The sequence below is a fragment of the Borrelia puertoricensis genome (assembly GCF_023035875.1).
Lineage (GTDB): Bacteria > Spirochaetota > Spirochaetia > Borreliales > Borreliaceae > Borrelia > Borrelia puertoricensis.
In genome coordinates, this window is the sequence record NZ_CP075379.1 from 797697 (window position 1) to 818809 (window position 21113).

A 21113-nucleotide genomic window follows, 5' to 3' on the forward strand; every position below is an offset into this window, starting at 1 on the left:
ATGTTGAAAACCCCTTGTCAATAAAAATATTGTTACTTTATGTTTTGTTAAAATTGTGGATGTTTTATAATTATTTTATGCTTGATATTGATTTGATTGTAGATGAAACTCTATCCAGATATCCAGATGTTAAACCTTTTTTAAATTTCAGAAATAGTTATGAGCTTTTGATAATGGTAATTTTGAGTGCAAGGACAACTGATAATATGGTCAATAAGATTGCACCTGAGCTTTTTAAAAGATATGGGGATTTTGGGAGTTTGGCGAATGCTGATTTGATAAATGTTGAGAACTTAATTTATAAGTTAGGATTTTATTCAAATAAATCTAAGAATATTATAAATTGTGCACGAATGGTTTTAGAAAATTTTAAAGGTATTATTCCAAATAATATTTTTGATCTTGTGTCTTTGCCAGGAGTAGGTAGGAAAACCGCTAATGTTATTCTTGGAGTTGTTTATGATAAGCCGGCTATAATTGTAGATACTCATTTTAGTAGGGTTGTTATCAGACATGGGATTACATTTGAAAGAACACCTTTAAAAATTGAATTAGATTTAAAGAGTAAAATATCTTATGATAAGCAATATAAATTTTCTATGGCTATTAATAAGCATGGGAGAGATATTTGTACTTCACGTAGTAAGACTTGCAAGAATTGTTTTTTAGAGAAATTTGCACCAAGACTTGTTTGATTGTAGTTTATGATGAAATGAAGGATTTCATATGTTTTTTAAGTTTTAAACTTATTGATGTTAGTATAATGTTAATGATGAGTAATATGATTAAGGGTTTTGACCATATCCAAAAGTATTCTCTTCCCATTTCTATATATCCTAAAAGTTCTCCAAGGCTTGGATAAGAGCTTTTATCTTCTTGTTGTAAAAAATTTATTACTTCAAATGTAGTTAGACTTTTTGAGATTTGTAGGGGAATTATTGATGATATTGATGTTAAAACTTCCGGAAATATGTGATATGTGATTATTCTAAATTGACTTGCACCTATAATCTTGCTTGCATGCACGTAGTCAAGATTTTTAATTATTAGTGTGTTATTTCTTGTTATGAATGAAAATTTGATCCATCCGTGTATTAAGGCTAGAGTAAATGAAATTTCTAATATGTTATAATTTTTTTGTTTTGCAAAGTAGTAAAAAATTAGCATTAATATGTAAGAAAATGGTATTGTTTGTAGTGATTCTATTGGTTTTGAAATTATCAGACAAGTTTTAAATTTTAAGTTTCCTATTATTATTCCTATAAAAATTCCAATTATTGCAGAAATTGCTGCATAACTAAAAGCAAGTAAAATAGAGTTTCTAGTGGCAAGTATTAGTCTTGCTAATATATCTCTGCCCATTTTATCCGTTCCTAGAGGATGTGAGGCTGTTGGTGTTTGAGGTAGTTTGTTTATTGTTTGAATGTATGTTTTATTTGGATCTTTTTTGTATATTGCAAATTTTGAACCTTCATTAATTAACTTAGGAGTTATCATTAAAAATGAGATGAAGATTCCTGATACTATAACATATAGTTTTTTGAATTTATACATTATTATTCTAGTACGTCCTTATAGGGATTAACATTATATGTTAGAATATCTGTTATTAAATTTGGTATGAGCATAATAAATACACCAACGAATAACAAATCTCTATAAACAATATAATCATTATTTTTTATTGCATTAATTGTTAGAGCCCCAATTCCATCAATTCCAAACATTATTTCAATAAAAGAGGAACCCAAGAAAGCTGTTGCTAGAGTAGGTCTAAGATTGGTAATTAATGGAACTAAAGAGGGAATTAATGCATGGACTGTTATTATTTTAAAAATTTTTATTCCCCTTGATTTTGCAGATATTATATAAAATTCGGATAAATTTTTGTCTAGGGATTGTTTAAAAATGACTGCATTAAATATGAAAAATGAAAAAAACCATGCAAATCCACCTATTATTAAATTTTTTGGATTTACTTTTAGATAGTAGAGTAGAGAAACGATTAATATTACAGTCAGATTTCTTGGTAGTGAATGCAAGCATAACATTATGTATTCTAAAATATTATTTAAAATTTTGTTTTTTATAAATAAAGTCCAAATGATAATAAAAAAAATGGCTATGACATAAGACAGTACGATACCTGGTATTGATATTTTTAATGTATTTTTCATTTTGCTAAAAATTGTTTTCATTGGTGATTTACCGTTTGTAAGAGGGGAATTGTGAGGTGTTCCCCATATTATTCCTTTATACTTTGTTTCATAAACTATGTATAAGTTACTTGCAATATGTTTAACAAAATAACTTTTGCTTAGGGGAATGTTTGGGTCAAAGTCGTATATTAATTTATAGCTTTCGATGCTCTTAAGTATTCCAATATATTCCAAATAATCTTTAAATATATTCTTTTGTATAAATGGGATGTTTGAATTATTATTAGAAAATATGTTTAGCAATGATATGCAAAAAAATGTTGATATAATAGCATTAAGCAACATATATAATATATTTTTTAGAATAAATGCAGCTGTAATTCTATCTCCTTTTACTTTCTTTTATTTAAAATTTTATTTTGTCTAGATAACTTAATAAAAAGTAAAATATTAGTGAAATTACTATTGAGATTAAGTAAAAATTTTTGCCTATGTTTTTGTTTTCTGATGTGTGTTTTATATTTAAAAAATTGCCTTGGTAGTAGTTTTCATCTTCATCAAGATCCTTTATGATTATGGAATTTTTAGGATAATATCCTAATTTACTAGCTTCTTTTAGAATTGTTGGTTTAGATATTTGCAAATTAATGTACTTTGTTGTTAAGTTTTTTTGTATTTCTTTTAATTTTTCAGTATGGCTTTTCATTAAAATTAGATTATTATTTAATTTGTTGTAATTAATAATCCCTGTCTCTCCAAAGATTGGTGTAATTATAAAATAACTTATTACTCCTGTATAAGTAGATAACATAATTTTTTTTGTTAAAGACATATTATCTTGTAATTATATCTTTAATATATTATATTTACAAGTATATAGTTGTTGACTATAGGTTGTTATAATCTTTGTTTGAATAGAGTTGGAGAAGAACTTTTTAATATGACAAATCATAAAAATTCTTTTTTTATCAAGGAGGGCCCTAGAGAAGTTGATTTCGATATAGATGGTGTATTTTTACAGCATTCAGTTAATGGTAAAGTTATTTCTCTGCGTTCTGAGGAGATTGAAGATCTTTTAGATGAAAAATTATTAAGACTTGATTATTCTTTAAAACAAAGACATAGTGAGTTAGTTGATTATTTAAAAAAAGTTGAAGGTCGTATTTCAAAGGTTGAAGATGAAATACTTACGCGTAGTTTGAGTGCTCATGAGGAACTTGATAATCCTAGTTTAAAAACAATGAATCTTATGAATTTTCAGAATGAGACTAATGTTAAAGAGAATGAGTTTGGTGAATTAGTAAGAAAAGAAAATAATTTACCAAATGTTTCACTTAATCAAGAAGAGCTAGATGCTCTGCTTGAAGGTCTTAATGAAATTTCAAGGGATAACAAAAAAAGTTTTAGTAATAGTAATAAATCGGATAATGGTGCAGATATAGGTGTTTCTTTTGACAAAGCTCTTAGAGATGAATCTAGTAGTGTGAATATCGATCATACTTTGTCTTCAAACTCAGATGACAATATTTATAATGTTGTTGATTCGTTATCTAATAAAAAAGATGAAGAAAATATAGAGCCTGTGTGTATTGATTTTACTACATTCCAGGATAATGATTCGTTAAGTGAGTCTTCTTCTTTTGGTTTAGTTAATGTTGTTAATGGAGATGATAGTAAGGTTCAGGATTTGGTAACAAGCTTAGATAGAGAGGATAAAATTTTAAGAGAATCTATAGTTGATCAAAGTTCTGTTAATATTGACTTGGAGGTAAACAATAGTGCTCATTTAGGTAATTTTATACTTGATGAAGAACCCTCTAGTATAGAAATTGTAGAAGAAGAGAATGTTTCATCTTATGAGCAAGATAATTTGAGGGATCATGATTATTCTTTGGGTGATAGTTTAGATAAAATTGAATATTTAGACAAAAGCTTAGAAGATTTAAATGACGAGCAATTTAAGGAAGGAGATGAAGAATTAAGTAATTTTAATGATATTGCTGTTCATAAAATTGATAGTGTGGATGTGAATTTGAGTGATGATGCATCTTTGAGTAAAAGAGATACTGTTGTTGGTAATGATATTTTGAGACAAAATCAAGAAATTGATAATATTTCTTCTGGTTTAAAAAAGCTTGATAATTTTGAAGATGTGTTAAAGGCAGATTTAAATTGTGTAGACTTGCAATGTTGTATTGAAGATTTAGAGGAAGAAAATCTCTATGATGCTGAGGTAAGTGATTTGGAAGAAAAGTTTGAGCAGGATGAAGAATTGGATTTGTGTTCTTTAAAGGGACAAGAGGTCAGCAATGAGAATTATGTTTCCGATTTTAGTTTTTCTGATGTTGAGACTATAATAAATAAGTTTAATGATAATGAGTATTTGAGTAAGATTAAGTTGAGTGATGAAGAACGGGTTATATTAATTAGTTTTATTAGTAAATTGGAAAGTGATCTTGAGTCTAGTTCTAAGGGTAATAGTTTTAAAATTAAAAAAGAATATGAGATTTTACAAAAAATTAAGCGTTTACTAGTAAGAGAGTAGGCTATTTATTTAATTAGATATTATTTTTTGTTTTTTGTTGCTTCAGTTTTATTTTTATTTTTGACTTTTTTTTATTTTATTAATGAATTTTTAAATCAGATTAATTTTGATTTTGATGATTTAATAGATGATGTAAAATCATATAACATAGATTTTTTTAAGGATTTAGATTTAGAAAATTATTTCGATAAAACTTTATTTGATAATGATTTGGTTAATTCTTATTATTTACTCTCATCGGTAAATGGAATATTGATTTATAAATCAAAAGATGATTTAATTTATAAACTGACTGATAAATTAGAACCGACTTTTCTTAAAAATAGTGTTTTTATAAGAAGAATTAAAGTTAATTTTGAATTGAGTAATGCCCTTGTTAGTTTAGTTGTATATTATAATATCCTGCCAAAGAGCAGGATAGTCTACATTTTACATTTTTATCTCTTTGTAATATCTCTTGCCTATTTTTGTTTTTCTGTTTTTGTTTTATATTGCATATATCGAGATATTAATGGTGGTGATCATGATGATCGTTATTATCTTTTAGATTAGCTTCATTAGGATCATTATCTTTAATTTTTATCTTTTTCTCTAAGTTAAATATGTCAAAGAAAGTCCACTTGTTAGTGATATAGTAATATACATCATTATCTCTCTTTAGTAGGATGTCTCTGTTTTTTTCATCTTTATTGAAATAAACATCAATATTATTAACACCTTTGTTATTCCATTGTATTTCAATATTATATTGGAGATCATAGTCGTTGATTTTGGTTTTATCTATTTCAATACCATCTGTTGTGAATTCTTGGATCATTTGTAAGACTTTTTCATTGCGTAGTATTTCTTTATTGAAGAAGTAAAGACCGTCTTGAATAGATATATTATAATCATTGTGTATTGTATCTTCTTCAGTTTTTTTTGGCTTATTTAATACTTTGAGAGATAAACGTTCTATTTTTGTGTTTTGTTCATCAAAAAGTTTAGTATTTGAGAATGTATTGTAAGAGTTGCCTTTGTAAGATAGGAAGATATTGTTTGTTAAATATACGTTTGAATCACTGTTTTTTATGTAAGATAATCTTGAATCCCCTTCGTCTGAATTTCCAATAAATATTTCTGTTAGCAAATTATTTTTATCGTCGAAGAATTTAAAATCTGGCTTTTCTTTTATTCCTAGTTCTTTATGTTTTTTTGGATCTCTACTTACAAGTTGATTTTTTTGAAGTTTTTCTAGATCTTGGATCATAGAGTTGACTTTTTTGTCATCAATTGGAAGTTTTATGTCGTTATATTGAAGTTCCCAACCTTTTCCCGATTTTGTAATTATTCCGTCAAGTTCTGTCTCGATTTTTGCAGTTTGATTGAAATCTACTGTAAAAAATTTTTCTTCTAGAAGCCTTGCAACTTGATTTTGATTGGAAAATATTATTCCTAACAAAAATGTGGATATTAATATTACAATTATTACTATTTTTATGTTTTCTTTCATTCCTAGCAACATTTTTTTATTGTCCATAAACTCTCCTTGATTAATTGATTCTTCTTTTTTTGGTAAATCTAATAAGTCCAAATATTATTATTGCTATAGGCAATATAATTAAATTTATGATTATTAATGAAAATTTTGCATTTAACATTTCTTTTGATGAATTTATAAATTTTAATTTTGAACGTACTTCTCTTGATTTAATGCTAAAAAACGCTTCCTTTTGCATCAAGTAATCAGAAATTCTTCCGGCAAGTTCAAAGTTTGAGGGTGAACCATTATACATATAATCACTAAATATCATGCTTGAGCCTAATAAAATTATTTTTGAATTTTCAGATTTTTTATCTTTATAGAAACTTTTAATTTGTCCTTCAACTGAATATCCAAGAATTTTTTGCTTATCTTCTTTCTCAAAGGTTTTTGGAACGTTAAATGAATGCATAGCTATGCTTGCAACTTCTTCATCATTAATTTGCCAAGATTCTTTAGAGCTTGCAAATAGGGGTAAATATTTTATATCGCCATTGTTTTTAGTTTCTATCAGATCTATTGAATTACCCCAAGGAATTATGGCATCATAGAAGTTTTTAAGTAAGGGATTACCGAGATCTATGATATTACTTTTATCAATCAAGATCCATGGGTAGTAAGTTTGAAAATTACCCCCTAAAAAAAGACTTGGTGCTTTTTTATCAAGTATAATATTATCATTATATTTGATGCCGTAACTTTCAATTAGATTGAAAAGTTCGGATTTGATTGAAGTTGTGTTATATGGGTTTTGAGGATTATAATCAATCTTACTTGTAGTAAATAAGACTTTTCCGTTATTAACAATAAATTCGTCAATTTTTCTCAAAGTCTCTCCATTTATTTCTTTAGAGCCAATTATAAATAATCCATTTATGTCTTTTAATTCTTCATTATTGGGATTTATTTCTTTAACTTCTGTTTTGAAAGCTTTCTGCATTATTTCTATGAAATTTTTGTGTGTTGCTTTTAATTTGGCATCTCCAAACACAAGTCCTAATACTTTTTTTGTATTATTTATTAGCTTATCCAGGCTGCTTGCAAGATCATATTCTAAGTTGCTAATTTCTGTTACTATTGGGAGTACCTCGCGTTTGCCTTCATAAATTATTTCAATTCCTGAGTATATTTTGAGTATTGAAAGTTGATTGATTTCTCTTAGATCGATTTGTTGGGATGGAATTCCAATTTGTTCTAAAGGAGTGGTTAATTTGTCAGCATCTATTTCTCTATAAATTACTTTTCCGCTTGAAGAATCAGCAAAGCTTGTTAGAAAGTTTTTTATTTGTTCTGGAAATGCAAAATAATTTCCAAGACTTGCAGAATTATAGTAAGTAATATATATGTTTTCATTTGCATTTGAAATCAAATCTTTTGTAACTTTAGAAATTGTAAAAGCTCTGTTTTTAGTAAAATCTATTTTAAAAATAAAAATAGATATGTTGCAAAAGAGCAAAAATATTATTGTAAGATTTAAGGTTAAATTTAGAATCTCTTTATGTTTATTTTTCATAAAATAATTATCTCCATTTTTTTAATCTTATGCTATATGAACTTAACATCAAAAATGTAACTGAAAATGTAATGAAGTAGATAAGATCTGATAAGTTTAATATTCCCATATTAAAGTAACTAAAATGATTAGTAATTGAGATAAAGTTGAGTATTTGTCCAAATATATTGTCTTTTCCAAATATCATTACTAACTTTCCTGAAAAGACTATTATGATTAAGATAAATACACTTAGTATGTAAGACACTATTTGACTTCTAGTAATAGATGATATAAATACTCCCATGCTAAGCACTGAGTAAGAATAAAGTATTATTCCTAAATATTGAAGAAATATTATACTAAGGTCAAATTCGCCCATGAAAATTGTCATTATTGTTAGTGGTAGTGTGAGAGCAAAAAGTATTAATGTAAATATCTTAAGTGTGATAAATTTGCCAAGTACTATCTCTTGTGGACTTATTGGTAGTGCATAAAGTAATTCAATGCTTCCTGTTTTATGCTCTTCTGAGAATACTCCCATACTGAGAGCTGGAAGCACTAACATTAAAATGATAGGCATTGATGAGAAATAAGACATTAATGATGCATTGTCTTTAATAAAAAATCCTGATAAAAAAATAAAAGAAAAATTTATAAATATTAGAAAAAATAACATTACAACATATGCAGTTAGTGTGCCAAATAAAACTTTTAATTCTTTTTTTGACAAAGCTAAGGATTGTCTTAGATCTATTTTCATTATTTTTTCTCCTTTGTTAGTTTACTAAATATTTTTTCTAAACTTTCATGTTTTGGAATCATTGCTTTTATTATCATTCCTTTACTTACAACATAATTAAAAAGTTCTTTTTCAGTTTTATCAGGTGCAAGTCTTAATGAAACATTTATTTCTGTCTCGTACTCTTCTATTTTAATTGAGGTAAATATGTCATTGTTACTTAAATGTTCTTTTGTTGTTCCAGAATCTTTATAAATAATGAGATCTAGCTCAGTTTCTTTAAGTCTGTTTTTAACTATATTTTCCTTAGTATCATCAGCAATAATTTCTCCATTATTAATAATAATTATTCTTTTACAAATTGATTCAACTTCGCTTAAAATGTGAGAAGAAAACAGTATTGTACTAGTTTTTGTAAGTTCTTTTAAAAATTCTTTAAATTCTATAATTTGGTTTGGATCAAGCCCATTTGTAGGTTCATCAAGTATTACAAGTTTGGGATTATTGATTATAGCACCAGCTATGCCTACTCTTTGCTTAAATCCTTTTGATAGTGCCGATATTAGTTTGTTTTGGACACCTTCAAGCTTAAAAATACCTATTGCCTTATCTATTTCTTTTTTTGGATTTTTAACACCTTTGATTTCTGATATAAAATTTAAATACTCTTTAACAGATAATTCAGGATAAAGAGTCAGTTTTTCAGGTATGTATCCTACATTTTGCAATATTTCTTTTGAATTTTCTGTAATATCTTTTCCGAAAATTTTTACATTGCCCTTATTTGGATAATGAAATGATGTTAGAATTTTGATTAATGTCGATTTTCCTGCTCCATTTGGACCAAGTATTCCAAGAACCTCTCCTTCGTTAACTTTGAAGCTTACATTAAAGAGAGCTGCAAATGAGCCATATGTTTTAGTGATATTCTTTGCATTTATCATATGATGTCTCCTTATTAAGTACTATTATTTTATAATAAATTTATCTTTATTTGCTTTAAGTCTCATTCCATCTTTTGTTAAAAATATCTCTCCATTTGGATATTCTTGTTTTGCTTCGTTTAGTAGCTCGCATAGATCTTTATTTAGTGTATATCTTTCACTAAAATGGATTAGTCCTGTTTGATTTACCTTTGCTTCTTTTGTAATTTTTGCTGCTAATTTTGCTGTTAAGTGTAATTTTTTTTTAGCCTCCTCTTTTAATTCGTTTTTGAATGTACTCTCAATAATTACTAAATTGAAATTTTTGACATGTGTGCTTAGTTTTTCAAAGTAAGCCGTGTCTGTAATATATGCAAATTTTAGGCCTTTTTGAGGCTCTCCTAGTATGTCAGAAGGTAATATTTTTTTTCCATTAAGTATTACTTCATATCCTTCCTGTAATTTTTTTCTAATAGGTCCTTTTGGTATGTTTAAACTTTCTGCCTTTTGGGTATCAAATTTTCCAGGCTTATTTTTTTCTATAAATAGATATCCGATGCAGTCTATTGAGTGTTTAAGTTTTATATATTCTATTCTTTTCTTTTTATCTTCATATAAAATTGATTCTGTTTTATTGATTATTATTTCTTTGTATATTATGTCATAATTTTTGTGTACTCGTAAAAGTTCTATGTTTGTTTCTAGATATTTTTTAATGCCAATAGGTCCAATGATTGTTAAAGGTTCTTTCCTTGTATTGCCACTTTGTGCCATCAACATTACTATTCCAAGTAAACCTGTGATGTGATCGGCATGTAAATGTGTAATACAAATCATTTTGATTTTTTGCCATGATATTTTTTGTTTTCTAAGAGACATTTGAGTAGCTTCTCCGCAGTCAAAGAGAAAGCTTTCTCCATGGTATTCTATTAAAACAGAAGTTAAATATCTGTTGTGTAGTGGTCTTGTTCCTCCTGTGCCAAGAATATTGATATTAAAGTTCAAAAATAATCTCCCAAAATTTTTTTGTTAGAAATGTGTAAAGATATGTTTCAAAACTGGTTTTGAAAGCGAGCATGGAATTTGTATTGGTATCTTTTATTTTTTTAAAATGATTTTTTAATTTAATAATACATGCTCCTTGGTATTTTATGTAGAATCTTTGCCTTGATAAAATGTAGGTGAATGTTATTTTGATTATTAGATTTTAATTTTTCATACACTTGGATATTATATTATTTTTTTGTAAATTTAGAAATATTTCAAGTGAAAATTATTTATTGAAATGAAAATTTAAAGAAGATGAAGTTGTAAGATATTTTGTCTATTTTAAGGAATTATATAAATTTTCATATCTTTTAATATCATAATAAGTTGGGAGATTAGACTTGTTTTCAATATAATCTAAAATCTTTTTAGATAAATATGCTGCCATTGATATTCCTCGTGTTCCAAATCCATTTAATATAAATATGTTTTTATATTTTGGATGTTCACCAAGAAAGGGTTCTCGGTCAACTGTAGAGGGTCTAATGTGCGCTTTGTGTTGTATTACTTTGTAATTTAGGTTTGTAATCTTTTTAAGCTTGTTTAGTAATTCTTTTTTTGCCCATTCATTTGTGCTTATATCTAACGTTTTCCATTCGTAAGTTCCGCCAAGGTAGAATTTGTTATCTTGTAGAGGTATTAGGGATACATGCCTATTATAAATTTCTTTAAGATTTAATCCTTGTATTTCTATTATAAGTATTTCTCCTTTTGCTAGTTTAAATGGAAGGTATGAAAAAAGCCTTGCAATTTTTTCTTTGTATCCTCTTGTCAATATTAATTTTTTGAATTTAAATTCATTAATTATAAAAGATTTGTCATTTGTTTTAATTTCATCTTCATTAATTTCTGCTTCTATGTATGCTTTATACTTTGTAAAGTACTTTTTAAGAGTTTGTATATATAAATTTGTATTCATTATTGCACCCTTTATTAGTATGCCCCCATCATTGTCATTGGAAAAATCGTGTATTTTTCCATTTTTTATTTCCGTGATGAAGTCTTTTATATTCTCATCATTTTTGATTTTTGCAATCAGTTCATCTTTTTGTGTTTTTGTGGTAAATGGTCTGAAAATAGGATTTTCTTTTAAGAAATCACAGTTAATATTTTTTTCCATTTCTTTGTAGTATTGAATTGCAAATGTGAAAATTTCAGGTTCTCTCCAAGCAATGTTCATTTTTCTTCCCATAATAGGGTTAATAAGCCCTCCTGCTACAGTTGTTGCTTTCTCAGCTCCATTGTCAAAGAGAATCACACTTTTTTTTCTTCGAAGTATTTCATAAGTTAAAGTACTCCCGGCAATGCCACCACCAATGACTGCAAATTCATATTCCATTTAAATATTCCTTTTTTTAAGTTCTGTTTTATTTGTAATTTATTCTCAAATTTTTCATTATCAAAAATTTTATCTTGTTTTTTTCAAATATTGGTCATCTTTAGTGGTGTATCTTTCTTATGTTGATATGGACATTTAAAAACCTTTTGTTTTTAATTATAATATATATCACATTATATTTGTTGAAAAGGTAAGTTTATGGATTTTAAAGATATGAAGATGCAAACAGAAATACAGCAGTCATTGGAGTTTGTATTAAAGAGTAGATCAATAGTTATTACAGGGGAGATTAATAAAGATACTTCTAAGTTATTTCAGGAAAGAATATTATTTTTGGAAGCATCAGATTGCAATAAACCGATATTTGTTTACATTGACTCGGAGGGTGGTGATATTGATGCTGGGTTTGCTATTTTTAACATGATACGTTTTGTAAAGCCTAAGGTTTTTACAATTGGAGTTGGACTTGTGGCAAGTGCTGGTGCTTTAATTTTTTTGGCTGCAGATTCAAAGAGTAGATTTTCTTTACCTCATGCGAGATATTTATTGCATCAACCTTTAAGTGGTTTTAAAGGAGTTGCTACAGATATTGAAATTTATACAAATGAACTTAATAAAGTTAAGAGTGAACTTAATGATATTATTGCAAAAGAGACGGGTCAGGAACTTGATAAGGTTGAAAAAGATACCGATAGAGATTTTTGGTTAGGTAGTAAATCTGCAATGAAATATGGTCTTGTCTTTAAAATTGTTACAACTAGACTTGAGCTTGAAGAATTTATTTCTTAGTTTTTTAATATTATCTTGTAGCTTTTCAAGGAGAAATTTTAGCATTTTGGAATTTGGTATTACTAGTTTTCCAAAGAATTTTACTTCTTTGGATGCATTAGTAGATGTTGCTTATAATATGTTTTTGTCAGATTTTGATTTAGTCATTATTAAAAATTTAGGTAATAAAGAGGAATTGGATCTAGTTAATAACAGAGTTTCATTTGGAAATTTTAAAAATGCCTATTTTATTAGGCAAAATAATCACTCTTCTATTGGTATTCTTGCTAAAGAAAAGATTAAGATTCAAATTTTAGATTTTATTGAAGGACTTTATGAGTGCAGGTTAGGTGTGGTTGTTGATTTTATGTTTAAAGATCATCATTATGGGATTGTTGTTTTTAATTTTGATGAAGAAATAGTTAATAATTTAGATATTTTTATTCTTGATGATCAAATAACATATTTGAATTATAGGTATAAAAATTTACTTTTTATTTTGGGTAAGCGTGAGCTTGATGTATTAGATATCATTATTAGAAATGGTTATTTTAGTTTGATTTATGATTCAATTAATCCTTTGCATATAATTAATACCATTGATGATCGAGTTTATTCTAATTTTTCAGCTCAAATATCCCTTCGTTCTTTGGTTTATGTTGTTTTAAGTTATTTATATGATGATTTTTATATAAATAGCTTTCCAAAAAGTATTTTGATTAAATAAAATTTGTAAATATTTAGTTCTTGACATCATTATTGCATTATTATATCATTACTAGCGATGCCGAAATGGTGGAAATGGTAGACACACAGGACTTAAAATCCTGAGGAGGAAACTCCGTACCGGTTCAAGTCCGGTTTTCGGTATTTAAGATTTTCAAATTGCTTGATTTATCCATAAGTAGTTTATTTATGTAAATTCCTGTAATAAATAGGGTACTTAAAGATAGGTAAGTTATTAAATTATGTTGTACGTTGAGTTTTGTTATGGCAAATAGCATATTTATGATTGATCCCATGATTAAACCTGTAGATAAATAGAGAAATTTTACAATATGCTTGTCTATTGTTTGTTTGATTATTAGTATTGTAATTCCTGTTCCTATTATTGTGGATATTCCAAGTGTTATGCATAGTTTTATATTGAGTTGTGAAATGATGTTGATGATTTCTTTATAAGTTCCAAGACTTAACAATATGAGTGAACCTGAGATGCCCGGTAGGATCATTGCACTGCCACCTATTATTCCTGAACTAATAATGAGTAAGTAATATTTAATCGAATTTTTATCTTGATATGCTGATATATTTAGTGATATATCGTAAGTTTGCAGTATCAATAAAAATAGTGTAGTGAGCAATCCAATTGAAAATAATAAATGTTTTGTACTTTCTTTATGCTTGTTAATTTTTGTTTTTGTATCTATTTCTTTTTTTAATGTGAATATGCTTCCTGTGATTAATCCTGTAAAAAATACATTTAAGTATGTTTCTCTTATTGCTCCATCTAAAATATAGCTTTTAAATATTTTTGCAAGGATGGTTGTTGAAGTTAATATGCCAAGTGATAATATTCCAAGAAAAAATGTGTTTTCTTTTACCTTTTTTAATTTTATTAAATTTGCAGATGAATTTATTATATTGTAGTAAATCCCTAGCATTAAGGCTAGAGTGCCCCCCGAAACTCCTGGTATTATACTTGCAATACCAATTAGTAAACCTTTTATATAAATACTTATCATTATTTCTTATATACGTAAACTTAGAGCTTAATGTCTTTTATCTTTCATCGCCTTCGCCATTAATTGTGCCGTTTTCATGTCTTTTTTTTAATTTTTCTAAATTTGTAATAGCAACATCTTCAAGTGTTATTCCAAGATTATTACTTAAATTTGAAATGTACCATAACACATCACCAAGTTCTTTCTTAATTGCCAATAGATATTCATCATCAAGGATATATTCTTTATCACGACCTAGTTTTTTTATTTTCTCTACAACTTCACCTGTCTCTCCAGCAAGCCCAAGGGTTGTTAAGATTAGTTCTTCCTTTTTATTTTTATATTTAGCAGTTTGTTTAGCCTTTATTTGATATTCATTTAATTTCATAATTAAGATTAGTTTAATATAGTTTTTATTTATTTACAAGTTTATTTATTATTTCCTTTTTTTTAAATTTTTATTATATTAACTCCATATATTAATTGGAGTTTATCTTTGACTAAATTTGCTATTTTATTAGGATTTGTCTTATTCTTTTTACAGTTTGATTGTGCCTATTCTTATCTTGTGATAAATAATTTTTCAAATAAAGATCCTATTTTTTATGATCTTAAGTCAAAAATTGCTAAATATAATAAAAGAGTACAAATTCCTTTATTTATTTATTCATATAAAGTTAAAGAAGGTGATACTTTTTTTAAGATTGCAAATAAGGTAAATGGTTGGCAAACTAGCATTTCAACAATTAATTTATTAGATTCTCCTTTTTTAAAGGCAGGAGAAGAAATCTTAATTCCTAGTAAAAAAGGCATTTTTATTATTGATAATAGGGAACATAGATTTAATAGTTTACTTTTAGCAACAAGGGATTTAACAAAAGCAGAAAAGATAAAGGTTAGACAAAACAATAAGATTTATGAGTTTTATTTTTTTGATTCTTTGATACAACCAGAGTTAAGTTACCTCTCAAGCACAGAAATGCTTTTCTTTTTGAATTCTGATTTTATTTTGCCTTTAAAGGGCTTTATTATTAGCTCTGATTTTGGATTTAGAGCAGATCCGTTTACTGGTGTTAAAAATTTTCATAAAGGTATAGATCTTGCAGCTCCAATGAATTCTTTGGTTTTTTGCTCATCTTATGGAGTTGTAGTTGTAGTTGACTATAATGATATTTATGGCAATTTTGTTGTAGTTGAACATAAAAACAATATTAAATCCTTTTATGGCCATCTTAGTTCTTATATTGTAAGGAAAGGAGATGTTTTAAGAACAGGGGATATTGTTGGTAGAGTAGGTCAAACTGGTCGTTCAACAGGTCCCCATTTGCATTTTGAAATATTGAAAAAAGATGAACCTATTAATCCTATTAGGATTTTGAAGTAGATAGATACTTCTTTGATCAGTATATGATAGGTCGATTTTAAATATAAGGATATAGTTTTTTGCCATACTTTGTTTAAATTGGCATTAATATATTTTTATACTAAAAAATATATATCGTGAAATAATCGGTATGCTTTTTTGTACTAATTATTAATTAATTGTGCTTTATTGAATCTATATCATACTCTGTTATTTTATTGTGCAAAGTTTTTCTTCCTATTTTAAGTATTTTGGCACATTTGCTTTTATTGTTCTTAGAATGTAAAAGTGTTTGCTTAATGATTTCTTTTTCTGCTTCTTTTAAGCTTATACCTATTGGTAGTGTAATTTTAATTATTTGGTTTGTGTTATTTCTAATTTTGGGAGGTAAATCATCTTTTACAATTTGCTTTCCCTTAGATAATATTAAGGCGCTCTCTAGTACATTTTTGAGTTCTCTAATATTTCCTGGCCAATCATATGCATAAAGGGCTTTTAGTGCATCATTAGAGAGGCTTTTCTCTTCTCTATTATTTTCACTTGCAACACCTTTAATTAGTATTTTTGTTAGCTTTGGTATATCGTCTTTTCTCTCTCTTAAGGGAGGAATATTGATATTTATTATGTTAAGCCTATAAAATAAATCTTCTCTAAACCTTCCTTTTTTAATTTCTTCTTCAATATTTTTGTTTGTTGCTGTTAATAATCTAATATCGACTTGCATAGTAGTTTCTCCACCTACTCGTTCGAATGTTCTATTTTGAAGTACCCTTAGTAGTTTTACTTGAACCTCGGGTGATGTTTCTACTATTTCGTCTAAAAATATCGTTCCTTTATCTGCTAATTCGAATCTACCTTTTTTTTGAGATATTGCACCTGTGAATGCTCCTTTTTCATGTCCAAAGAGTTCACTCTCAAGTGTACTCTCAGAGAGTGCAGCGCAATTGACTTTAATAAAGGGTTTATCATTTCTATTTGATAAGTCAAATATGGCGTCTGCTATTACTTCTTTTCCAACTCCGCTCTCTCCAATTATTAAGACAGATGCTTTTGATTTTGCAATTTTTTTTACAAGTTCTAAGGTTTTTTGCATTATAAGGGATTTTCCAAATATACGTTCATAGTAATTTAAATCTTTTCGAATTATGACATTATCTTGGGATATGTTTTCATGCCTTTTGTCATTTTTACCATTTAAGGCTCGTTTTATTATGAGTAACAGCCTTTCAAGATCAACAGGTTTGGTTAAAAAATCATAAGCACCTTCTCGCATGGCATCTACTGCTGAATCGACAGTTCCATGAGCTGTAAGAATAATGAAGGGAATATTTGGGTTTTTATCTTTTACGATTCTGAGTAATTCTTCTCCTGATATTTGGGGCATTCTAAGGTCAGATATTATGGCATCAATCTTTTCACTTTTAATTGTTTCAAGTGCTTCCTTGCCATCACTGGCAGTAAATACAAAATAACCTTCATCTTCAAGATAAGTTGCTATTCCTTCTCGTATATTTTTTTCATCATCTGCTACCAGTAGTTTACTCATTCTCTAAACATCCTTCAATTAGAATTTTGCCCGTATTTAATTTTGGAAGTGTAATTGTAAAAGATGTTCCCTTCATCTCTTTACTTTCCACAAAAATTTCACCTCCATGTTCTTTAATTATTTTATAAGAGATAGTTAGTCCTATGCCACTTCCACTTTCTTTTGTGCTAAATTGAGGCTTGAATATTTCATCTTTTGTTTCATTTTTTATTCCATTTCCATTATCTTTAATGCTAATGTATATTTTTTCTGTGTTTTCGTGAATAGAAATTTCTATTTTTTTTGTCTTTTTGTTTGATTCAAGTAGTGCTTCTTCTGCATTTTTTACTATGTTGATTATTACTTGCCGGATGAGTTTTTCGTCAATTAATGCAGAGCTTACTTTTTTTAGATTGATTAGGAATTTAATATCTTTATTGTTTAATTCTGGATTTAATAGGTTATAGACGCTTTTTATAACGTTAGTAAGATTTTTTTTTTCTGGTACTATTTTTATTGGTCTTACTGTTAATAAAAAATCTGTTACAGTTTTATCCATTCTATTTATTTCTTCTTTTATTATTTTGAAGTAATTATTTGCTTTTGTGCTTTTGATACTTTGTCTATCTATTTCTTTTTTGAGTAGTTGTAAGTTTATATCAATTGCTCCTAGTGGATTTTTAATCTCATGAGCAATATTTCTTGCATGTCTTGTAAAAGCAGCTAAAGCTTCAGCTCTTCTAAAAAGTTCTTCTTTATGTTTTTTATCTTTAATATCTTCAATTAAAATAATATTTCCTTCAAGCTTTTGATTCCTGACGTATGGCATAAATGATATTTTAATGTATATGTTTGTTGAAATTTGTACCTCAAATCCTATTATTTTATCTTCATTTGTTACTAGTTCTTCTATTAAGTTTGTTAGAGTTGGAATTTGAATATCTTTAAGGGTTTCTAGTTTGTATTTAGGACTGATGACTAAAATTCGAAATAGCATTTTGTTTAGGTAAATTATGTTATTAAGTTTATCAAGAACTAGGATCCCTTCATTAATGGATGCAAAAATACCATCATATATTTCTATTTTTTTATAGATATCTTGAATAAATTTAAGTTTTTGATCGCTTGATAATTTATTTAATTTGGTCAAGGTTTTCTTTAAAAATTTGCTCATTAATCCTCGTAATTTAGCATTAAATTTTCGATTATTAATTTTTTATTCTGGTTGTATGGACTGTATTTTGATATGTATTTTAGATATTCTAATCTTTTCAGATATGTATTAGTGTCTAAATTTTGGCTTAAAAATTCATGTCTAAGCTGATTTGTAAGTTCTTGTAAGAATAATTTAAATATATTTTCATCTTTTAGGAAATTGAATGTGTCAAGATTAAATATGCCCTGTTTTTCTTTTATTATATTTAAAATTCGCTTGACTTCTTCTTTTAATTTTGTGTATTCTTCACTATAAAATGAGTCGAAATACTCTTTTGTTGTTATTTCATCATTTTTATTAAAGATTGCTTTGAATTTTTTGATCTCAAAATCTCTATTTTCCTTTTTGAATCTGTATAGTCTTAGTCTTGAAAGGATTGTTTTTGGAATCTTGTTTTTGTTTCTTGTAGCTAAAATAAAATAAATGTTTAAAGGTGGTTCTTCTAGTATTTTTAGTAGTGCATTATAGACATTAAAATTTAGATTTTCAATTTCATTAATATAAATTACCTTTATCTTATGTTTCTCTGATAATACCCAGGATTTAATTTTTCTAACATCACTAATGGTAATATTAAAGTTTATGTTTTTAATTATTTCCTCAATTTTTTTAATAAGTTCTTTTGTGATTGTCTCATTATATTCGTTTTTGTAATAGATATCATTAATAAAATTAATGTTTGTTTCTATTTTTTTAAGGTTTTTATCGTTGCTGAAATTGTATTTAGTAAAAATGATATTTTTAACATATTCTAGATATTTATTTATAACTTTATTTGAGTTTACATTAAGATATGCCTTTGCCTCTATTGTGTTAAGACTTGAGAAAATTATTAAATTTGGGTTTGTTAAAGTTTTTGTATTTAAGATTTTTTTTGCAAGTTCAATTGCAGTTGTTTTTTTAGAAGAAAATCTCTCTCCCCAAAAAAGTATTGCATTTGGTAGATTGCCTTTTTCATACTCATTAATTATTTCGTAAGTTATTTCGGATAAATTTTCCATGTGATTCTCTTTACTGTCTTTTTGATATTTTAAACAAATAGTTTATGCTAGGATTTAGATATTTAAGCAATTTGCTTTCTTCTAAGAAGTAGTTGGGATTAAAGATTTGTTGAGAGTATATTATATATACTACAATTGCAATGATTCCAAAGGCTTCAAATAAACCAAGTATTAGTCCAAGTAACCTGTTGAAAAATAATAACTTAAGGTGATTTATTATTGATTCAATTAGTGCTTGTAAGATTAAGAATCCTATGTGTATTATTAAAAAAAATACTAGTAATGCTTGAACATATGATAAATCGAGAATAGGTAATATTAATATTTTAAAATCATTGGTTTTATTGTAAAGCAAAAATATTAAAGTAAAAATTTCAACAAATCCAGCAATTTCTTTGATGAAACCCCGTAAAAATCCTCTAAATCCTAGTGATATAAAAATTATTATTATTAGTATGTCGACTATACCAGTTATTTTGAAAGGGTCGTTAACCAGCATTTATTTCCTCAAATTCTTTTAACAATAAATTAGCTATTAGGATTGATGAGTCTTGATTGTGGAATTCTTTTATATTATTTCTTAGTATATTGGACTTTTCTTTATTTTCTAGGATTGCTTTTATCATATTTATGATTTTGCTTTCACTTAGGTTCTCTTCATCTATTTTGAAACATGCATTTTGTTCTTCTAGTAATTTTGCATTTCTGACTTGATCTCCTCTTGAGCCTTTTACAAATGGAATAAATATTACGCATGCACCAGCATTGGCAAATTCTTTAATAGCCCCTGATCCTGCTCTGCTTATTATTATATTTGAAAATTTTATTATGCTTGCCATTTCTTCTGCATTAAAAAATTGCTTTCTTAAATAATTATTTTCTCTAGTCGCATCTAAATTTCTTCCACATTGATGGATAAAATACGCATCAATTTTGTTTTTGATATTGAGTGTTAATTTATTTAGAATTTCTGCTCCAAGAGAACCTCCAAGTATGCTAATTATGGGTTTTTTTGTATCTTGAGTTAAATTTTTTATTATATTTGGATTTGGACTTGAGAATTCTTTTCTTATTGGTGAGCCTGTATATAAGACATTTTTGTTCTTAAAATATTTTGTGCTTTCTTTAAAGCTGATATGTATTTTGTTTGCAAATTTTGAATTGATTTTTGTTGCAAGACCAGGATCAAGGTCCATTTCGTGGGTTATACTTTTTACCTTAAGTAGACTTGCTGCAATAATTGGTGGACTTGATACAAAACCACCAGTTGCGTATATAATTTGGGGTCTATACTTTTTTATTATGAAAAAGCTTTTGATTATTCCAAATATGACCTTAAAAAAGTCAGTAAAATTTTGCAGTGAAAAATATCTTCTGAGTTTTCCTGATGGAATTGCGATAAATTTGATATACACGTGATCTTTTATGATCTTGTCTTCCATTGAGTCTTTTTGTCCTAACCAAAAAAATTCGATATTTGTATCAAGTTCTCTTAGTTTTGAAATTATTGCTATTCCTGGGAAAACATGTCCTCCTGTACCTCCTCCTGTAAAAAATATTCTTTTCTTAGTTTTCATATACCTCTTTTATATACATTGTAATTTAACAGTGCATTTTAATGCAAATATTATACATATTTTTACTTTTACAGTGATTCTTCTAAATTTTATTGAATTTAAAAAAATGTTAGAAGTTCATATTATATCAAATTGTGTTTTTCTCTAAAATCATGGTTTGACTGTGCTAA

22 protein-coding genes and 1 tRNA gene are annotated in these 21113 nt (G+C 26.9%); 7 read left to right on the plus strand and 16 right to left on the minus strand.

The annotated features are described in order from the left end of the window. The first annotated feature begins 59 nt into the window (after positions 1 to 59). Complete coding sequence (locus bpuSUM_RS03780; protein WP_247066331.1) at positions 60 to 695, plus strand: endonuclease III domain-containing protein; 636 nt, start codon at positions 60 to 62, stop codon at positions 693 to 695. A gap of 7 nt (positions 696 to 702) precedes the next feature. Here the strand turns inward: bpuSUM_RS03780 and bpuSUM_RS03785 are convergent, their stop codons facing one another. The 3 genes from bpuSUM_RS03785 to bpuSUM_RS03795 all read right to left on the minus strand — a co-directional run bounded on the left by bpuSUM_RS03785 (position 703) and on the right by bpuSUM_RS03795 (position 2991). Further along, on the minus strand, positions 703 to 1554 hold the full coding sequence (locus tag bpuSUM_RS03785; RefSeq protein ID WP_247065965.1) for an ABC transporter permease subunit: 852 nt from the start codon (positions 1552 to 1554) through the stop codon (positions 703 to 705). A 2-nt stretch (positions 1555 to 1556) separates the two neighbouring features. Then, on the minus strand, positions 1557 to 2504 hold the full coding sequence (locus tag bpuSUM_RS03790) for an ABC transporter permease subunit (RefSeq protein ID WP_247065967.1): 948 nt from the start codon (positions 2502 to 2504) through the stop codon (positions 1557 to 1559). A 61-nt stretch (positions 2505 to 2565) separates the two neighbouring features. Beyond that, the gene (locus bpuSUM_RS03795) at positions 2566 to 2991 is read right to left on the minus strand and encodes a septum formation initiator family protein (protein ID WP_247065968.1); all 426 of its coding nucleotides are present in this window, start codon (positions 2989 to 2991) and stop codon (positions 2566 to 2568) included. A gap of 78 nt (positions 2992 to 3069) precedes the next feature. Here bpuSUM_RS03795 and bpuSUM_RS03800 point away from each other — a divergent pair, with 78 nt between their 5' ends. Together bpuSUM_RS03800 and bpuSUM_RS03805 are read left to right on the plus strand one after the other, a co-directional pair. Next, positions 3070 to 4704 (plus strand): hypothetical protein, encoded by a 1635-nt coding sequence (locus tag bpuSUM_RS03800; protein WP_247065970.1) that lies wholly within the window; start codon positions 3070 to 3072, stop codon positions 4702 to 4704. A gap of 60 nt (positions 4705 to 4764) precedes the next feature. Continuing rightward, positions 4765 to 5256, plus strand: coding sequence for a hypothetical protein (locus tag bpuSUM_RS03805; RefSeq protein WP_247065972.1), 492 nt, complete (start codon positions 4765 to 4767; stop codon positions 5254 to 5256). Here bpuSUM_RS03805 and bpuSUM_RS03810 read toward each other — a convergent pair. The 6 genes from bpuSUM_RS03810 to bpuSUM_RS03835 form a co-directional block, all read right to left on the minus strand. Continuing rightward, entirely contained in the window at positions 5213 to 6223 is a 1011-nt protein-coding gene (locus bpuSUM_RS03810; protein WP_247065974.1) for a DUF4340 domain-containing protein, read from the minus strand. The genes bpuSUM_RS03805 and bpuSUM_RS03810 overlap by 44 nt on opposite strands. A gap of 13 nt (positions 6224 to 6236) precedes the next feature. Continuing rightward, complete coding sequence (locus bpuSUM_RS03815; RefSeq protein WP_247065976.1) at positions 6237 to 7739, minus strand: Gldg family protein; 1503 nt, start codon at positions 7737 to 7739, stop codon at positions 6237 to 6239. A 7-nt stretch (positions 7740 to 7746) separates the two neighbouring features. Continuing rightward, positions 7747 to 8481 (minus strand): ABC transporter permease, encoded by a 735-nt coding sequence (locus bpuSUM_RS03820; protein ID WP_247065978.1) that lies wholly within the window; start codon positions 8479 to 8481, stop codon positions 7747 to 7749. Beyond that, positions 8481 to 9404, minus strand: a complete 924-nt coding sequence (locus bpuSUM_RS03825; RefSeq protein ID WP_247065980.1) for an ABC transporter ATP-binding protein — start codon at positions 9402 to 9404, stop codon at positions 8481 to 8483. Before bpuSUM_RS03825 ends, bpuSUM_RS03820 begins: the two co-directional genes overlap by 1 nt. Before the next feature lie 24 nt (positions 9405 to 9428). Beyond that, entirely contained in the window at positions 9429 to 10388 is a 960-nt protein-coding gene (locus tag bpuSUM_RS03830; RefSeq protein WP_247065982.1) for a ribonuclease Z, read from the minus strand. 319 nt (positions 10389 to 10707) lie between these two features. Continuing rightward, on the minus strand, positions 10708 to 11769 hold the full coding sequence (locus bpuSUM_RS03835; RefSeq protein ID WP_247065984.1) for an NAD(P)/FAD-dependent oxidoreductase: 1062 nt from the start codon (positions 11767 to 11769) through the stop codon (positions 10708 to 10710). Positions 11770 to 11967: 198 nt separating this feature from the next. Between bpuSUM_RS03835 and bpuSUM_RS03840 the strand changes: the two genes are divergently transcribed. From bpuSUM_RS03840 to bpuSUM_RS03850, 3 genes are all read left to right on the plus strand, one after another. After that, on the plus strand, positions 11968 to 12558 hold the full coding sequence (locus bpuSUM_RS03840) for an ATP-dependent Clp protease proteolytic subunit (RefSeq protein WP_247065986.1): 591 nt from the start codon (positions 11968 to 11970) through the stop codon (positions 12556 to 12558). A 46-nt stretch (positions 12559 to 12604) separates the two neighbouring features. Further along, positions 12605 to 13264, plus strand: a complete 660-nt coding sequence (locus tag bpuSUM_RS03845) for a hypothetical protein (RefSeq protein WP_247065988.1) — start codon at positions 12605 to 12607, stop codon at positions 13262 to 13264. A gap of 59 nt (positions 13265 to 13323) precedes the next feature. Continuing rightward, positions 13324 to 13407: transfer RNA gene (locus tag bpuSUM_RS03850), tRNA-Leu, on the plus strand. On the opposite strand, the gene bpuSUM_RS03855 is transcribed toward bpuSUM_RS03850, so the two are convergent. Continuing rightward, positions 13389 to 14282 (minus strand): undecaprenyl phosphate translocase family protein, encoded by an 894-nt coding sequence (locus bpuSUM_RS03855; RefSeq protein ID WP_247065990.1) that lies wholly within the window; start codon positions 14280 to 14282, stop codon positions 13389 to 13391. The genes bpuSUM_RS03850 and bpuSUM_RS03855 overlap by 19 nt on opposite strands. Before the next feature lie 37 nt (positions 14283 to 14319). Next, positions 14320 to 14649, minus strand: coding sequence for a nucleoside triphosphate pyrophosphohydrolase family protein (locus bpuSUM_RS03860; protein ID WP_011772692.1), 330 nt, complete (start codon positions 14647 to 14649; stop codon positions 14320 to 14322). A 108-nt stretch (positions 14650 to 14757) separates the two neighbouring features. On the opposite strand from bpuSUM_RS03860, the gene bpuSUM_RS03865 reads away from it, so the two are divergent. Continuing rightward, positions 14758 to 15645 (plus strand): LysM peptidoglycan-binding domain-containing M23 family metallopeptidase, encoded by an 888-nt coding sequence (locus tag bpuSUM_RS03865; protein WP_247065992.1) that lies wholly within the window; start codon positions 14758 to 14760, stop codon positions 15643 to 15645. Positions 15646 to 15799: 154 nt separating this feature from the next. Here the strand turns inward: bpuSUM_RS03865 and bpuSUM_RS03870 are convergent, their stop codons facing one another. The 5 genes from bpuSUM_RS03870 to murG are packed head-to-tail and all read right to left on the minus strand — an operon-like array spanning position 15800 to position 20943. After that, a complete protein-coding gene (locus bpuSUM_RS03870) occupies positions 15800 to 17170 on the minus strand; it encodes a sigma-54-dependent transcriptional regulator (protein ID WP_247065994.1) in 1371 nt (456 codons plus the stop codon). Further along, positions 17163 to 18323 carry a two-component system sensor histidine kinase NtrB gene (locus bpuSUM_RS03875; RefSeq protein ID WP_247065995.1) on the minus strand — a complete coding sequence of 387 codons (1161 nt, stop codon included), beginning with the start codon at positions 18321 to 18323 and terminating at the stop codon, positions 17163 to 17165. The genes bpuSUM_RS03870 and bpuSUM_RS03875 overlap by 8 nt, the downstream gene beginning before the upstream one ends. After that, the gene (locus bpuSUM_RS03880; RefSeq protein ID WP_247065997.1) at positions 18323 to 19366 is read right to left on the minus strand and encodes a hypothetical protein; all 1044 of its coding nucleotides are present in this window, start codon (positions 19364 to 19366) and stop codon (positions 18323 to 18325) included. The genes bpuSUM_RS03875 and bpuSUM_RS03880 overlap by 1 nt, the downstream gene beginning before the upstream one ends. A gap of 10 nt (positions 19367 to 19376) precedes the next feature. Further along, positions 19377 to 19865 (minus strand): CvpA family protein, encoded by a 489-nt coding sequence (locus bpuSUM_RS03885; protein WP_247065998.1) that lies wholly within the window; start codon positions 19863 to 19865, stop codon positions 19377 to 19379. Next, positions 19855 to 20943, minus strand: a complete 1089-nt coding sequence (gene murG / locus bpuSUM_RS03890) for an undecaprenyldiphospho-muramoylpentapeptide beta-N-acetylglucosaminyltransferase (RefSeq protein WP_247065999.1) — start codon at positions 20941 to 20943, stop codon at positions 19855 to 19857. The genes bpuSUM_RS03885 and murG overlap by 11 nt, the downstream gene beginning before the upstream one ends. Between the last annotated feature and the right edge of the window lie 170 nt (positions 20944 to 21113).

Coding starts and splice junctions, on each gene's coding strand:
- bpuSUM_RS03870 (WP_247065994.1), bottom strand. CDS start 17,170: ATGAGTAAACTACTGGTAGCAGATGATGAAAAAAATATACGAGAAGGA.
- bpuSUM_RS03825 (WP_247065980.1), bottom strand. CDS start 9,404: ATGATAAATGCAAAGAATATCACTAAAACATATGGCTCATTTGCAGCT.
- bpuSUM_RS03855 (WP_247065990.1), bottom strand. CDS start 14,282: ATGATAAGTATTTATATAAAAGGTTTACTAATTGGTATTGCAAGTATA.
- bpuSUM_RS03875 (WP_247065995.1), bottom strand. CDS start 18,323: ATGAGCAAATTTTTAAAGAAAACCTTGACCAAATTAAATAAATTATCA.
- bpuSUM_RS03810 (WP_247065974.1), bottom strand. CDS start 6,223: ATGGACAATAAAAAAATGTTGCTAGGAATGAAAGAAAACATAAAAATA.
- bpuSUM_RS03860 (WP_011772692.1), bottom strand. CDS start 14,649: ATGAAATTAAATGAATATCAAATAAAGGCTAAACAAACTGCTAAATAT.
- bpuSUM_RS03835 (WP_247065984.1), bottom strand. CDS start 11,769: ATGGAATATGAATTTGCAGTCATTGGTGGTGGCATTGCCGGGAGTACT.
- bpuSUM_RS03785 (WP_247065965.1), bottom strand. CDS start 1,554: ATGTATAAATTCAAAAAACTATATGTTATAGTATCAGGAATCTTCATC.
- bpuSUM_RS03820 (WP_247065978.1), bottom strand. CDS start 8,481: ATGAAAATAGATCTAAGACAATCCTTAGCTTTGTCAAAAAAAGAATTA.
- bpuSUM_RS03885 (WP_247065998.1), bottom strand. CDS start 19,865: ATGCTGGTTAACGACCCTTTCAAAATAACTGGTATAGTCGACATACTA.
- murG (WP_247065999.1), bottom strand. CDS start 20,943: ATGAAAACTAAGAAAAGAATATTTTTTACAGGAGGAGGTACAGGAGGA.
- bpuSUM_RS03880 (WP_247065997.1), bottom strand. CDS start 19,366: ATGGAAAATTTATCCGAAATAACTTACGAAATAATTAATGAGTATGAA.
- bpuSUM_RS03795 (WP_247065968.1), bottom strand. CDS start 2,991: ATGTCTTTAACAAAAAAAATTATGTTATCTACTTATACAGGAGTAATA.
- bpuSUM_RS03815 (WP_247065976.1), bottom strand. CDS start 7,739: ATGAAAAATAAACATAAAGAGATTCTAAATTTAACCTTAAATCTTACA.
- bpuSUM_RS03790 (WP_247065967.1), bottom strand. CDS start 2,504: ATGTTGCTTAATGCTATTATATCAACATTTTTTTGCATATCATTGCTA.
- bpuSUM_RS03840 (WP_247065986.1), top strand. CDS start 11,968: ATGGATTTTAAAGATATGAAGATGCAAACAGAAATACAGCAGTCATTG.
- bpuSUM_RS03780 (WP_247066331.1), top strand. CDS start 60: ATGTTTTATAATTATTTTATGCTTGATATTGATTTGATTGTAGATGAA.